Source organism: Thalassobaculum sp., assembly GCF_965223715.1.
Taxonomy (GTDB): domain Bacteria; phylum Pseudomonadota; class Alphaproteobacteria; order Thalassobaculales; family Thalassobaculaceae; genus Thalassobaculum.
This window is the reverse complement of sequence record NZ_OZ245012.1, coordinates 4615740-4630300: the sequence shown is the minus strand read 5'-3', so window position 1 is coordinate 4630300 and position 14561 is coordinate 4615740. Positions and strand designations below refer to the sequence as shown.

Genomic DNA, 14561 nt, shown 5'->3' with positions numbered 1-14561 from the left:
GAACATGCTCGAAATGTCCCCTTGAAACGGGTTTGATGCAAATTATATAAAATTCTCTGAAAATATGATTTTATACCTGCGGGCCCACCACTCGGGCTCCGCTCACGCAGCAGACACGACGCAGAGAGACAGCACGGGAGCAGCGGTCATGGCGATCGGCCCCACAGGACTACCGGTATTCCCTCCGGTCGACGGACAGCGGGGGGCGGTCACCGACGCGACGGAGCGCCGGGCCGATGCCCGTGCATCCCGCGCCGGCAACGACCGACCGCAGGAGACGGTCTTCGCCGAACCGCTGGACGAGGCTGAGCGGCGCCAGTTCGACCTGGAGCGCACGGCGGATCAGGTCCGCCTGCTCAACCCGAACGCTCCGCGCGGCTCGATCCTGAACATCGTCGTCTGACGGCCGGACTTAAGGCCTGTCCCCCAGCAGCCAGGCGAGCGCCTCGCGCTCGTTCATGAACACCGCCGCCGAGCCCGGGACCGACCGGTTCCGGTAGAACGCCCAGAGCGCCGCGATATCCCGGTCGATCTCGCTGCCGACCACGGCCGCGGCCGGCTCAGCGATCCCGCCGAACCGCGTTTCCCGCTCCGCCTCCATCGCCTTGAAATCCTCGCCCGTCAGCTCGCTCACATCGGCCTGGCGGGTATCGATCATCAGCCGGAGCTGGCCGTAATCGACGCCGATCGATCGGCGGGCGATGCGCGCCCTCAAAAACACGTTGAGGTTCACCCGTCCGACATACCGAACGACGAAGAGCCGCCGTTCGGGGTCGTAGGTCCATTCCAAATCCGCCATTACGGCTCCACCGGGGCGTCCTCCCCAGAACGCCCCGTATTCCGGTTATCCGCGACCGGGCAGTCGACAGAAAGGGGCTGCGCGCCCTCAGTCGTCGCCGGCGACCAGCTGAGGTTCGGTCCAGCCATAGGCCTCGCGGGCCGCCGCCTCGCTGACGAAGCCGTCGCGCACGTCGATGGCGAGGCTGGCCGGATCCCGCTGCTTCGGGTCCCCCAAGCCGCCGCCGCCCGGCATCTCCAGCACCAGGGTATCGCCCGCGGGTATGGTCTGGCGACCCTTGCCCTGCAGGGACGGGCCGGATTTCAGGTAGAGCTTGCCCGTCGCCCCATTCGCCCCGCCATTGCGGCCGCGCGGCGGATGGATGACCCGGTCGAACATGGAGGAGATGGCAAAGGGCCTGCCGTCGGCATGGGCGATCTCCATCACCTGGCCGGTGCCGCCGCGATAGGTGCCAGGCCCGCCGGAATCCGTCCGGTACTCCTTCTTCCAGAAGATCAGCGGGGCGATGGTCTCGTTCACCTCCACCGGCGTGTTGCGCACGCCCGAGGGGAAGGAGGTGGCGTCCATGCCGTCCTTGCCCGGACGGGCGCCGGTGCCGCCGGTGTGGAAGGTGTTCATGGCGAAGGGCCGGCTGTTGCCGTAATCGCCGTCGACGATCCCGCGGCCGCCGAGCAGCACGGGGTTCCACAGGCAGCTCGTGCCCTCGGCCGGCACCCGGTCGGGGATGATCTGGTTCAAGCAGCCGAGCATCACGTCGGGCAGCATCTGGCCGATCACGTGGCGGGCGGCCACCGCGCAGGGCGGCGGGGCGTTCAGGATCGAGCCCTCCGGTGCCGTGATCCGGATCACGCCGAGCGAGCCGGCATTGTTCGGAATCGAGCCGCCGATCACGCAGCGCACGCCGAAGCTGGCATAGGCCTGGGTATAGGTCAGCGGCACGTTGATGCCGTAGCGCGAGGTGCCGGACGTGCCCTCGAAATCGATGTCGATGCCGTCGTCGGACACGGTGAGCGAGCCGACCAGATCGACCTCGTTCTCGAACCCGTCGATGCGCATGGAGTTGTGGTAGGTGCCCTTGGGCAGCTTGCCGATCTCCTCCAGCATCCCGGCGCGGGAGCTTTCGATGATGTGGCGGCCGAGCTCGCCGAGATCGGTCATGCCGAACTCGCGCATCATCTCCACCAGCCGGCGCCCGCCGACCTCGTTGCAGGCCATCAGGGAGTAGATGTCGCCTTCCACCTCGATCGGGTTGCGGACGTTCACCTTGACCAGGTTGAGCAGCCCGCGATCCACCACGCCCTCACGGGCCAGCGGCATGATCGGGATGTTCAGCCCCTCTTCGTAGACTTGGCGACCATCCGGGCCGAAGCCGCGGCCGCCGATATCCACCACGTGGGAGGTGCAGGCGAACAGGCCGACCGGCTTGCCGTCCAGGAAGGTCGGGGTGACGACGGTGATGTCGTTCAGGTGGCCGGTGCCCTTCCACGGATCGTTGGTGATGTAGACGTCACCGTCCTTCATCGTGTCGATCGGGTAGACCTCCAAGAAGAAGCCGACCGAGGCGGCCATGGCGTTCACGTGGCCGGGGGTGCCGGTCACCGCCTGGGCCAGCATCTGGCCGTCGGTGTCGAACACGCCGGCGGAGATGTCGCCGGCCTCCCGCGCCGAGGTGGAGAAGGCCGTGCGCACGAGGGTCTGGGCCTGCTCCTCGACGACGGAGAGCAGGCGGTTCCACTGGATCTGGATGTGGATCTGGTCGAGGGCGCTGCGATTGGTGCTCATGGTCATTCTCCTCACGCCGCCGTCTTGTGCTTGGCGGTCAGGATCAGGTAGCCGAGGCCGTCCACCTTGGCGTTGAAGGTGGAGGTCACGACGGTCGTGGTCTGGTCCTCGACGATCAGGGCCGGACCGGCCACGGTCATGCCGGGCACCAGGTCGGTGCGGGCATGGATGGCGTATTCGGCATCGCGCTGCAGGTCCGGATCGAACACCACGCGGCTGTCGATCGGCTTGGCGGTGCCGGCTCCGGACGCGGCGTCCACCGGCTCCGGCGACGGCGCGATCGGGGCGGCGACGGTCAGGGTCCAGGACAGGATCTCCGGCTCCACGTCGGGGATCGTGCGGCCATAGAGCTTGGCGTATTCCACCTCGAAGGACTTGCGGATCGCGTCGCCATCAGCCGCCGTCAGTTCGCCCGTCGGCAGCGGCACGGTGATCTCGTGGCCCTGGCCGGAGTAGCGCATATAGGCGACGCGGGTCTCGGTCAGCTCGACCCCGGCGGCCGCCGCGGAGACGATGCCGCGCGCTTCGGCCGACATGCCGGACAGCAGGTCGTTTACCGAACCGGCGTCGAAATCGGACAGCAGCAGGTAGCGGCTGCGCACCACCTCATAGGACACCGGCGCGCGCAGGAAGCCGATCGCCGAGCCCACGCCCGCACCCGTCGGCACCACGATGGTGTCGATGGCCAGCTTCTCGGCCAGACGCGCGGCGTGCAGCGGCGCGGCCCCGCCGAAGGCGATCATGGCGCGGGCCGAGATGTCCTTGCCCCACTCGATGGCGTGCACCCGGGCGGCGTTGGCCATGTTCTCGTCGACGATCTCAGCCAGGGCGAAGGCCGCCAGACGGCCTTTCAGCGCCATCGGCTTGCCGACATCGGTCGCCACCGCCGTTTCCGACGCGGCCACATCGAGGGCCACCGATCCGCCGGCGAAACGGGCCGGGTCGACTTTGCCCATGACCACGTCGCCGTCGGTCACGGTCGGGTGCTCACCGCCACGGCCGTAGCAGGCCGGACCCGGCTCGGAGCCCGCACTCTCGGGGCCGACCTGCAGCCGGCCCATGGCGTCCACATGGGCGATGGAGCCGCCGCCGGCGCCGATCTCGACCATCTCGATGGCCGGGATACGCACCGGCAGGCCGCTACCCTTCATGTTGCGGTAGACGCGCGCCACCTCGAAGGTGCGGGTCATCTGCGGGGCGTAATTGTCGATCAGGCAGATCTTCGCCGTGGTCCCGCCCATGTCGTAGGACACCACATTGGCGAGGCCGCATTCCTTGGCGATCTCGGTCGCCAGGATGGCGCCGCCGGCCGGGCCGGATTCGACCAGTCGGATCGGGAAGCGCACCGCGGTGTCCAGGTCGGTCAGGCCGCCGCCGGAGGTCATCAGCAGGAACGGACAGCCGAAGCCGCGCGACCGCATCTCGTCCTCCAGCTTGCGCAGGTAGCCGGCCATCTTCGGCTGCACATAGGCATTGGCCGAGGCGGTCGATTGGCGCTCGTACTCGCGGATCTCCGGGCAGACCTCGCTGGACAGCGTGATCGCCATCTCCGGCAGCGCCTCGGCGATGATCTCGGCCACCCGCGTCTCATGGGTGCCGTTGGCATAGGAGTGCAGCAGGCCGATCGCGACCGCTTCCACACCGTTCTCCTGGATCAGCGGGATCAGCGCGCGGACGCTGTCCTCGTCCAGGGCCACCAGCGGCTCGCCGCGGTAGTTCATGCGCTCGCGCACCGACCAGCGCAGGTAGCGCGGCACGATCGGATCCGGCCGGTCGATGTTGATGTCGTACTGCTCGAACCGGTTCTCCTGCGCCATCTCCACGGAGTCCCGGTGACCCTCGGTGGTGATCAGCGCGGTCTTCGCCCCCTTGCGCTCGATCAGCGCGTTGGTGGCCAGGGTCGTGCCGTGGATGATCAGCGTCACCTCGGACGGCGCGATCCCGGCCTCGGCGACCGCCTTCTCCACCCCGTCGATCACCCCCTGCTCCGGCGCCCGCGGGGTGGTCAGAACCTTGGAGGTGACGCGCCGGCCACCGGCGGCCGGGTCCCCGATCTCCAGGGCAACATCGGTGAAGGTGCCGCCGACATCGACGGCAAGACGTACGGACTGGGGTGAAGCGCCCATGGCAGAGAATCGATCCTGAGTTTGCGGTGCAACATTTGGGAGGTTCCGGATCGTTCCCACGAATGCGGGCCGCGTCAATGTCTGTATGCGTGTGGACTGTCTCGCCCGGTGCCGACGGATCGATTTGGAGGTCTTTCGGCGCCGCCGCATGTGTGGCTAGACTCATCACCGATCCTGCCCGTTCCCCGGCGCCCGCCCCACGGCCGTCGCGCCACCAGACAATGGAGTCCCCCCATGAGCGGTCCGTCCGCCCCCGGCACCACCGTTATCCGCAACGCCGCCTGGATCGTCGCCTGGGACGCCAAGGAGAGCCGCCACGTCTACCTAAAGGGCGGCGACGTCGTCTTCGCGAACGGCGTGGTGACCCAGGTCGGCGGTCGCTACACCGGCGAGGTCGACGTGGAGATGGACGGCTCCGAGCGCATGGTCATGCCGGGCCTGGTCAACATCCACTCGCACCCGACCAGCGAACCGCTGCGCAAGGGCGTGACCGACGAGATCCGCAGCCCGGGCTTCTTCCACTCCTCGCTCTACGAGTTCCTCACCATCTTCGAGAACGACCCGGAGGGCCTGGCCGCCAGCCTCAAGGTCGCAATGGCCGAGCTGCTGACCAGCGGTGTCACCACCGTGGTCGACTATTCCTTCCCGTTCGACGCCTGGCTCGATGTGCTGGCGGAATCCGGCATCCGCGCCTGCGTGGCGCCTATGTTCAAGGACGCCAAGTGGTACACCGAGGACGGCCACCAGCTCAAATACGACTGGGACGAGACCGGGGGCGGCCGGGCCGGCTTCGAGAAGGCGATGCGCACCATCGACCTCGCCAACCAGCACCCGTCCGGCCGCCTGATGGGCATGCTGGCGCCGGCGCAGATCGACACCTGCTCGGCCGACCTGCTGCGCGACAGCTACGACTACGCCAAGGAACGGAACCTGCCCTGGCAGACCCACGCCGCCCAGTCGGTGAACGAGTTCCAGGAGATGATCCGCCGCCACGGCCGCACCCCGGTGCAGTGGATGAGCGATATCGGCGTGCTGGGCGAGCACGCGATCATCGGCCACGGCATCTTCCTCGACCACCATCCCTGGGTGCACTGGTCGACCCGCGAGGACCTGCGCCTGCTGGCCAACTCCGGCACCACCGTCGCCCATTGCCCGACCGTGTTCATGCGCCGCGGCATCACCCTGCGCACCTTCGGCGGCTATGTTCGCGAGGGCATCAACATGGGCATCGGCACCGACACCTACCCGCACAACTTCCTGGAGGAGATGCGCAACGTCGCCACGGTGGCCCGCACCATCGCGGAGACGGTGGACGACCTGAACACCTCCGACATCTTCAACGCCGCCACGGTGGGTGGAGCCCGGGCCCTGCGCCGCGACGACATCGGCAAGCTGGCGGTCGGCTGCCGCGCCGACCTGGTCTGCGTCGACCTGACCGCACCCTCGATGATGCCGGTGCGCGAGCCGATCCGCTCGCTGATCTACGCCGCCACCGACCGGGGCATCCGCGACGTGTTCGTGGACGGCAACCAGGTGGTGAAGGACGGTGCGGTGACCACCATCGACCTGCGCGCCGCCCTGAACGAGCTGCAGGCCGCCCAGGAGCGCTCCTTCTCCAGCATCCCGACCCGCGACTGGGCGGGCCGCACGGTGGACCAGATGGCGCCGATGGTGTTCGAGACGCGGGAGAGCCTGTGAGCACTCTGCCTCTCTTCCTTACGTGCACTCCCCGGCCTTGTGCCGGGGCCCACGCCGAGGTCCACACACTAATTGAAAGGCTCGCAACACGCTGAACCGTAGGCCCCGGCACAAGGCCGGGGAGCGCGGGAGAGAGGATAGAAAGACGCCCGCAAGAGGCGTCCCACAACATACCACCCGGGAGGAACCACCGCATGGCCCGCGTCCCTTATCTCACGCCGGACGACCTCGCGCCCGAGGATCGGGATCTGCTCAAGCGGCCGATCACCCTGCACCGGGCGCTGGTGAACAGCCCCGGCATGGCCCGCGCCTTCGGCACCATCGGCGGCCATATCCGTTACGGCAGCAAGCTCGATCCGCGGCTGCGCGAGCTCGCGATCATCCAGGTCGGCTATCTTACCCGCAGCGCCTACGAGTATTCCCACCACTGCCGCCTGGGCGTGGAGCAGTTCGGGGTGAGCGCCGACGACATCCACGGCATCAGCCGGGAGACCGAGGCGGAGGGCAGCGGCGGCTTCCCAGACCTTGAGACCGCTGTACTGCGCGCCGCCCGCGAGATGGTCACCGAGATGGGTGTCAGCGACGCCACCTACGCCACCCTGGAGGCCGGGATCGACCGGGCGGACCTGGTCGACCTGATCGTCACCATCGGCTTCTACTGCGGCGTGGTGCGCATCCTCGCCAGCCTGCAGATCGATGTGGAAGACGACTACGCCCAATGGCTGGAGCAGTTTCCACTGCCCGCCTGACAGCAAAGAAAAACAAGACAATCGGGAGGAACGGGCATGCGCCTGAAGGACAAGGTCGCCATCGTCGTCGGCGGCGGACAGCAGCCGGGCGAAACCCTGGGCAACGGCCGCGCCGTCGCCCTGCGCTTTGGACAGGAGAGGGCGAAGGTCCTGGTCGTGGACAAGGACCTGGCCTCGGCCGAGGACACGGTGAAGATGATCGCCGAGGCCGGCGGCACCGCCTCAACCTTCCAGGCCGACATCACCGACGAGGCAAGCTGCCGGGCCATGGCCGCCGCCTGTGTGGAGCGCTACGGCCGGATCGACATCCTGCACAACAATGTCGGGATGTCCCTGGGCGACCGCCCGACGCCGGAGATGGACATGGAGGTCTGGGACCGGCTGTTCGACATGAACCTCAAGGGCATGGTCATGACCTGCAAGCATGTGCTGCCGGTCATGCGGGAGCAGCGCTCCGGGGTGATCCTCAACGTCTCCTCCACGTCCTCGATCAGCGCCCGGGTCGAGCCGACCGCCCGCAGCGGCGTCGCCTACAAGACCAGCAAGGGGGCGGTGAACACCCTGACCCACCACCTCGCCGTCGAGAATGCCGAGTTCGGCATCCGCGCCAACGCCATCCTGCCCGGCCTGATGGACACGCCCATGGCGATCGAGCGCCGAGCCCGGGAGCGCAACATCGACCGCGAGGAGGTCCGCCGCGAGCGCAACGCCCGCGTCCCCCTGCTCGGCCGCATGGGAACCGCCTGGGACGTCGCCAACGCCGCCCTGTTCCTGGCCTCCGACGAAGCGGGCTACGTCACCGGCCTGATCATGCCGGTCGATGGTGGCCTGACCTCGGTGCGGGGCTAGGTCGACGGCCCCGGTCCGGCCGACGCCACAACCCAGCTTTGTATCTGTCCCGGGCCGCGGTGACCCTTGGGTGAGAAGGGGTGACAAGGGCGGGGGAGTGTGGTCGCGTATTCACCGACGCTGCCCACCAGCACCGGCCATCGCGGCGCGATGCCGGACCGCAAAGCCGCGGTGGCGGCGCAGGAGAACGCGATTGGTAGACCCCACCGCCGACCCCGTCTGGGTCGAGCCGACCGATGCGGAGCTGGACGCCGCCGCCAACGACCTGATCGGCGGCTGTCCGCCGAGCCGCCTGAGCCCCGACTGCCTGTCCTGCTTCTTCGCGACGTCCCCGGACCAGCTTGAGAACCCGAAGCTGAGTTTCCTGTTCTCCTACTGGCAGAAGCACACCGACCCGCAGACCGGCCGCCAGACCCGCGCCGAGTTCGACATGCTCACCCTGCTGCCGGCGGTGGGCAACATCATGATCCTGGACGTGTTGCGTGACGGGTTCGACGCCCGTTACCGGCTCTACGGAACCGGCGTGGCCGCCCATGCCGGGCGCGACTGGACCGGCGAGACGGTCTCGGAGATGAACCGCACCACCCGGAACAACCTGGCGCTGATGTACCGGGCGATCTATCTGGCCGCCTACCGGGCGCGCCGCCCGATCTACAGCCTGCACCGCTCCCCCGACTGGGTCGGCGCGAAATGTTGGCGACGGGTTGTCCTGCCGATGACCTACGAGGGCGAGGTCTGCTCCCAGTTCATCGTCGGCAACATCCCGGTCGACCCCTTCGAGCTGTCGCCCGAGGAGAAGGCCCGCCAGCAGGCCCGGGTGCGCAAGGCGGCGACCTGAGGCGGTCAACTCTGCTGTGCCGGAAGTGACGCAGGCGGTGTACCGTCGGGCGAGCAACCGTGAAGGTACCCGCAATGACCTGGATCAGGACCGTCCCCTACGACGACGCCACCGGCCGGCTGAAGACCCTGTACGACCGGGTGAAGGGGCCGGGAAACAACGTCGACAACATCATGATGGCGCACTCGCTGCGGCCGCACTCGATGGAGGGGCATATGCACCTCTACAAGTACGTGCTGCACCATGCCGCCAACACCGTGCCCAAGCATTTCCTGGAGACCATCGGCGTGCAGGTCAGCCTGCTGAACGGCTGCTCCTACTGCGTGGAGCATCATTTCCAGGGGCTGCGCCGGCTGCTCGGCGACGACCGGCGGGCGAACGAGATCCGAAGCGCGCTTGAGGCCGGCGATCCGGCCCCGGCCTTCGACGCCAAGCACCGGGCCGCCCTGCGCTACGCCGAGCACCTGACCCGGGACCCGGCGACAATGACCGCCGACATGGTGGAGGAGATGCGCTCGGCCGGCTGGGACGACGGCGAGATCCTGGAGATCAACCAGGTCACCGCGTATTTCAGCTACGCCAACCGCACCGTGCTCGGTCTCGGCGTGAACACCGAGGGCGACATCCTGGGCCTGTCACCGGGCGACAATGACGACCCGGAGAACTGGAGCCACGGTTAGGCCAGGATCTCTTCCAGCGCCGCCAGCAGCGCGTCGGTATCCTCGGCCCGGCCGGTGGTGATCCGGATGTAACCCTCGTAGCCCGGCGCCATCAGGCGGCCGATCATGATGCCGCGCTTCTCCAGTTCGGCGACCACCTCGGCCGCCGGCTTCGGCGTCTTCGACGACAGGTAGTTGCCGACGCTCGGGAAGGACTCGCAGCCGAGCCTGGCCAGTCCCGCCTCCAGCCGCTGACGCTCCACGAAGGTCCGCTCCACGATCGAGCGCATATGCGCCTGGTCGCCCAGGGCTGCCAGCGCGCCAGCCTGGGCCACCGCGTTCACGTTGAAGGTGCTGCGGACCTTCTGGAACCAGCCCGCCACCTCGTCGGAACCGCACAGGCCGTAGCCGACCCGCATGCCGGCGAGGCCATAGGCCTTGGAGAAGGTGCGGAAGGCGACCCAGGGCACGTTGGTGACCTCGGCCATGGCCGCCAGGTGGTCGGCGCCGCCGCCATGGATGCCGTATTCGTAATAGGCCTCGTCCAGCACCAGCAGGGTGGTCGGCGGCAGGGCCTTGGCGAAGGAGACCACCTCCTCGGTGGTCAGGATCCCGCCGGTCGGATTGTTCGGCGTGGCCAGGAACACGATCCGGGTCTTCTCGGTGACCGCGGCCAGCATGCCCTCGGTATCGGCCGAGCCGTCCTGGCGGACCTTGACCGCGACCAGGGTGGCGCCGTTCACGGCGGCGGCCTTGTTGTAGCTCGGAAAAGACGGGACCGGCACCAGGACCTCGTCGCCCGGTGACAGCACGATACGGCCGGCCGCCACGATCAGCTCGTCGGAGCCGTTGGCCAGCACGATGCGGTTCTGCGCATGGCCGGTATGTGCCGACAGTGCCGAGGTCAGGTCGCGCCACATCGGGTCGGGATAATAGTTCACCCGGGTCGCCGCCTCCTGCATCGCCGCGATCGCCTTGGGCGAGGGCGGAAACGGCGATTCGTTCAGGTTCATGCGCCGGATCCGGGAGGGGTCGATCCCCGACTTGGAGTCCCGCTGGATCGGCGGCTGGGCGGCGGGCGGCATGGCACGAATGAAGGGCTTCGCAACACTCTGCGCGGGATCGGCGTCGGCCATGTACGGGTCTCCTGGTCTGGCGGGCGCTGGAGATTAGCGTGATTTGATCGCGCTGTGCATCACCTCGCAGCACCCCAGACGCCGGGGCCTCTCGTTATTGCCGCGTGCAGCCGATAAGGTGGGGCATGACCGCCGAGCCCATCGACACTCCCGCCGAGGACGCGCGTCCGGATGCGCTGACCCGGGCGATGATCCTGACGACGCTGACCATGGTGACCGCGCTGTACGCGATGACGGTCACCATCGCCAACGTGTCGCTGCCGCAGATGCAGGGCGCGCTGTCGGCGACCACCGACCAGATCGCCCTGGTGGTGACGTTCAACATCATCGCCACCGCCGTCGCCACGCCGATGACCGGCTGGCTCGCCGCCCGGTATTCGCGGCGCACGATCCTGATCTGGGGGGTGAGCGGCTTCACCATCGCGTCGCTTGCCTGCGGTCTGGCACCCTCGCTGGAGCTGCTGGTGGTCGCCCGCATCTTCCAGGGTGCGTTCGGCGCGCCGCTGGTGCCGCTGAGCCAAGCCATCGTCATGGACAGCTACCCAAAGCATCAGCAGGGCTCGGCCATGGCGATCTTCGGCATGGGCGTGGTGCTCGGCCCGGTGCTCGCCCCGACCGTCGGCGGCTATCTGTCGGAGGTCTATAACTGGCGCTGGGTGTTCTTCATGATCGTGCCCTGCGGCCTCGCCGCCCTGACCGGGGTGCTGATCTACATCCAGGACCGCTCCAAGGCGGGGTCCAGCTATCTCGACTGGACCGGCTTCCTGACCCTGGCGGTGTTCATCGCCTCGTTCCAGTTCATGCTCGACCAGGGGGAGCGGCTGGACTGGTTCGACAGCACGACGATCCTGCTCTGCGGCGCGGCGGCCGGCCTGGCGCTGTATCTGTTCATCGCCCATTCGCTGACCGCCGAGCGGCCGTTCCTCGATCCCAAGCTGCTGCTCGACCGTAACTACGCGATCGGCCTGCTGCTGGTCTTCGTCTTCGGCATGCTGAACTTCACGCCCATGACCCTGCTGCCCGCATTGCTGCAGGGGGTGCGGGGCTATCCGGATTCGATCATCGGCGTGATCCTGGGGGCGCGCGGTGTCGGCACGCTGGTCGGCTTCTTCTTCATGTTCTGGGGCAGCAAGCTCGACCCCCGCCCGACGCTCGCGGTCGGCTTCGCGCTGCAGGGCATCGCCGGGTGGTACATGTCCCAGTTCAGCATCAACCTGACGACCTTTGACGTGCTGTGGACCAGCGCGCTCCAGGGCCTCGGGGTCGGGCTGGTGTGGGTCCCGCTGACCATCGTCAGCTTCAACACCCTGCCCCGCTCGAAGACGGCGGAGGCGACGGCCATCTTCCACCTGGTCCGGAACTTCGGCAGCTCGATCTACATCTCGATCGCCATCGCCATCGCCCTGAACGGCGCGCGGGTGAACTATGCCGAGATGACCGCCCATGCCCGCCCGACCAACGAGGCGCTGCAGTTCCAGGACTCCCTGTTCCGGGTCTGGGAACTCGACAGCACCGGCGCCCTGGCCGGCCTGTCGGGCGAAATGGCCCGGCAGGCGGCGATGATCGGATATCTGAATTCGTTCTACGCCTTCACCCTGACGTCCTTCGCGGTGCTGCCGCTGATGCTGCTGATCAAGCTGCGGCGGTAACATTTTTCTACCGTCATCCCGGCTAGATCGTCATCCCGGACGAGACCGTCCCGGATTTAATCCGGGATTGATCCGGGCTCGGGCCGGGACCTACCGCTTCCGGCCGCAGCCCTTTTGGGTCCCGGCCGACCTCCGGGTCGAGCCCGGAGGTCACCGGGATGACGGTGGGAAATTTACGAGCGCCACGGCCCCAGCTTCAGCGCCGCCACGATGAACAGCCCGTAGAACGCCATCGCCCCCGCCACCACGCCGAAGACCGCCTCGGGCGTGGCGGCGTCGGTCGCCACCAGCGCCATCCCGCCGGCCACCACGATCAGCAGCCGCAGGAAGGTGCCCACCACCGGCCAGACCATGGAGCCGAGACCCTGGCTGGCGAAGTAGAGGCAAAGACCCAGCCCGAAGAACGCGTAGAACGGGCCGACGATCCCCAGATACGTCGCCACCGCCGCCAGGGTCTCCGGATCCCGGGTGAACAGCCCGCCCCAGAGATCCGGCTGGATCGCGCCGACCAGGCCGATGGTGCCGACGATGCAGGCCGCCATCGCCCCGCCGGTCCAGGCGATGCGGATCGCCCGCTGCCGCCGTCCGGCGCCGACATTCACTCCGACCATGGCGATCAGCGCCCCGCCGACCCCGAAGATCACCGGGATCATCAGCAGCTCCAGCCGGGCGCCGATGCCGTAGCCGGCGAGCCAGTGGGTGCCGAGCCGGCCGATGATCGCGGTGACGATCAGCGCCATGGCGATGGTCAGCGACGACTGGGTCGCCGCCAGGGTCCCCTGGCGCAGCAGCGGGACCAGCACCTGGCCCGTCACCGGGCCCGGCTTCACCAGCACCGCCGCCCGGCCGCTCAGCAGCCAGGCCGACAGGCCCAGGGTTCCGAACAGATAGGCCAGCGGCATGGCGAGCCCCGCCCCGGCGATGCCGAGCCCGAGCGGGAAGATCAGCACCCAGGCGATCCCCGCATGCAGGACCAGCACGCAGCCGAGCGCGATGGCCGGCCGGATCGTGTCGCCGGAGCCGCGCAGCAGGCTCGCCAGCACGTTGAACAGCCACAGGGTGAAGATGCCGGCGGCCAGCCGGTCGCCATAGAGATCGGCCGCCTCGAGCACCTCTCCCGCGCCGCCGAGCAGGACGTAGAGCGACCGCCCGAAGCCGAGGATCGCCAGCGCCATCACCGTGGCCAGGGCGAGCGCGATCAGCACCGCCGCACGCAGGATCTGCTCGGCCCTTGCGTCGTCGCCGGCGCCCAGCGCACGGGCCGTAGCACCGGCCACCACCCCGCCGATGGCGCCGCCCGACAGCATGTTGGTGAGCATCAGCAGCGGAAACACCAGGGCGACCCCTGCGAGTTCGACGGTGCCGAGCCGGCCGAGATAGGCACCCTCCACCACGCTCATCCCCGACTGCAGGAAGGAGGCGGCGATGTTGGGGACCGCGAGAATGGCCAGGGTCTTCAGGATCGGCCCGTCCAGCAGCCGGGTCCGCCGCGCGTCGCTCAAGTCACGTCCTTCATGTGCAGGGCCGCCCCAGGGGCGTCAGGGCGAGATGGATCGGAGACGCATCATGCGGGAAGTCCGTCCCGTCGGCACTCCCCATCGAGCGCCGCCCCTTCGACACGCCCCGATCCCGGACCTGATCCGGGGGCGGGCCGGGACCATGTCCACACGTCAGCAAAACGGTCCCGGCCGACCCCCGGGTCGAGCCCGGGGCTCGCCGGGATGACGACGATGAGGAGAGTTCCAAAAGACCTCGCCCTGAGCAGGACCCCGGCGTTCAGCCGGGGGACGTGTCGAAGGGTCGGCCGACTTAGCGCCCCGTCGCCTTGAACGCCTTCTCCAACGCGCGGAAGGTGAGGAGAATGGACCCGTGGCGGTTGGTGAAGGCCCGCGCCGGCAGCAGGGCGGAGAGCGAGTCGAACCGCCCCGCGGGGGCCGGGCCGTCCCGCTTCAACATCGCCTCCAACGCCGCCGCAGCGGCCCGGATCTCGGCCACCGAGGCGCCGATCACCGCCCCGCCCACGGCGGACGCAGCCGCGGAGCCGAGCGCACAGGCCTCCACCCGCTGGCCGTAATCGGCCACCGTGTCGCCGTCGAACCGCACCTGGATGCGCACCCGGCTGCCGCAGGCCCGGCTGACCGCGGTGGTCTCGGCATCGGGGGCGGCAACCACATGGCCGTCGCGGGCGATGGTCTCGGCGAGATCCAGAAGCCGGTCCTGATAGACGCTGTCCAAGCTCGGGGCGGTCCCGGTGGAAGCCTGCGCCGTCATGACCG

13 protein-coding genes are annotated in these 14561 nt (G+C 68.5%); 7 read left to right on the top strand and 6 right to left on the bottom strand.

What is annotated here, in order from left to right:
* Nucleotides 1-148 precede the first annotated feature (148 nt).
* Entirely contained in the window at nt 149-403 is a 255-nt protein-coding gene (locus tag ACOQOP_RS21445; protein ID WP_420563855.1) for a hypothetical protein, read from the top strand.
* A gap of 9 nt (nt 404-412) precedes the next feature.
* On the opposite strand, the gene ACOQOP_RS21440 is transcribed toward ACOQOP_RS21445, so the two are convergent.
* The 3 genes from ACOQOP_RS21440 to ACOQOP_RS21430 form a co-directional block, all read right to left on the bottom strand.
* Complete coding sequence (locus ACOQOP_RS21440) at nt 413-799, bottom strand: hypothetical protein (protein WP_420563854.1); 387 nt, start codon at nt 797-799, stop codon at nt 413-415.
* Nucleotides 800-886: 87 nt separating this feature from the next.
* A complete protein-coding gene (locus ACOQOP_RS21435; protein WP_420563853.1) occupies nt 887-2581 on the bottom strand; it encodes a hydantoinase B/oxoprolinase family protein in 1695 nt (564 codons plus the stop codon).
* An 11-nt stretch (nt 2582-2592) separates the two neighbouring features.
* The gene (locus tag ACOQOP_RS21430; RefSeq protein WP_420563852.1) at nt 2593-4707 is read right to left on the bottom strand and encodes a hydantoinase/oxoprolinase family protein; all 2115 of its coding nucleotides are present in this window, start codon (nt 4705-4707) and stop codon (nt 2593-2595) included.
* A gap of 234 nt (nt 4708-4941) precedes the next feature.
* Here ACOQOP_RS21430 and ACOQOP_RS21425 point away from each other — a divergent pair, with 234 nt between their 5' ends.
* The 5 genes from ACOQOP_RS21425 (at nt 4942) to ACOQOP_RS21405 (ending at nt 9521) form a co-directional block, all read left to right on the top strand.
* On the top strand, nt 4942-6405 hold the full coding sequence (locus ACOQOP_RS21425) for an amidohydrolase family protein (protein WP_420563851.1): 1464 nt from the start codon (nt 4942-4944) through the stop codon (nt 6403-6405).
* A 194-nt stretch (nt 6406-6599) separates the two neighbouring features.
* A complete protein-coding gene (locus tag ACOQOP_RS21420) occupies nt 6600-7154 on the top strand; it encodes a carboxymuconolactone decarboxylase family protein (protein WP_420563850.1) in 555 nt (184 codons plus the stop codon).
* A 36-nt stretch (nt 7155-7190) separates the two neighbouring features.
* On the top strand, nt 7191-8003 hold the full coding sequence (locus tag ACOQOP_RS21415; protein ID WP_420563849.1) for an SDR family NAD(P)-dependent oxidoreductase: 813 nt from the start codon (nt 7191-7193) through the stop codon (nt 8001-8003).
* Between the two features lie 193 nt (nt 8004-8196).
* Nucleotides 8197-8841: a hypothetical protein gene (locus ACOQOP_RS21410; RefSeq protein ID WP_420563848.1), complete on the top strand. Its 645-nt coding sequence runs from the start codon at nt 8197-8199 to the stop codon at nt 8839-8841.
* A gap of 74 nt (nt 8842-8915) precedes the next feature.
* Nucleotides 8916-9521 carry a carboxymuconolactone decarboxylase family protein gene (locus ACOQOP_RS21405; RefSeq protein ID WP_420563847.1) on the top strand — a complete coding sequence of 202 codons (606 nt, stop codon included), beginning with the start codon at nt 8916-8918 and terminating at the stop codon, nt 9519-9521.
* Here the strand turns inward: ACOQOP_RS21405 and hisC are convergent.
* On the bottom strand, nt 9518-10636 hold the full coding sequence (gene hisC, locus ACOQOP_RS21400; protein WP_420563846.1) for a histidinol-phosphate transaminase: 1119 nt from the start codon (nt 10634-10636) through the stop codon (nt 9518-9520). The two genes, ACOQOP_RS21405 and hisC, sit on opposite strands and share 4 nt — an antisense overlap.
* A 125-nt stretch (nt 10637-10761) precedes the next feature.
* On the opposite strand from hisC, the gene ACOQOP_RS21395 reads away from it, so the two are divergent.
* The gene (locus tag ACOQOP_RS21395) at nt 10762-12285 is read left to right on the top strand and encodes a DHA2 family efflux MFS transporter permease subunit (protein ID WP_420563845.1); all 1524 of its coding nucleotides are present in this window, start codon (nt 10762-10764) and stop codon (nt 12283-12285) included.
* Between the two features lie 173 nt (nt 12286-12458).
* On the opposite strand, the gene ACOQOP_RS21390 is transcribed toward ACOQOP_RS21395, so the two are convergent.
* Both ACOQOP_RS21390 and ACOQOP_RS21385 read right to left on the bottom strand, forming a co-directional pair.
* Complete coding sequence (locus tag ACOQOP_RS21390) at nt 12459-13787, bottom strand: MATE family efflux transporter (protein ID WP_420563844.1); 1329 nt, start codon at nt 13785-13787, stop codon at nt 12459-12461.
* Between the two features lie 307 nt (nt 13788-14094).
* The gene (locus ACOQOP_RS21385; RefSeq protein ID WP_420563843.1) at nt 14095-14556 is read right to left on the bottom strand and encodes an iron-sulfur cluster assembly scaffold protein; all 462 of its coding nucleotides are present in this window, start codon (nt 14554-14556) and stop codon (nt 14095-14097) included.
* Between the last annotated feature and the right edge of the window lie 5 nt (nt 14557-14561).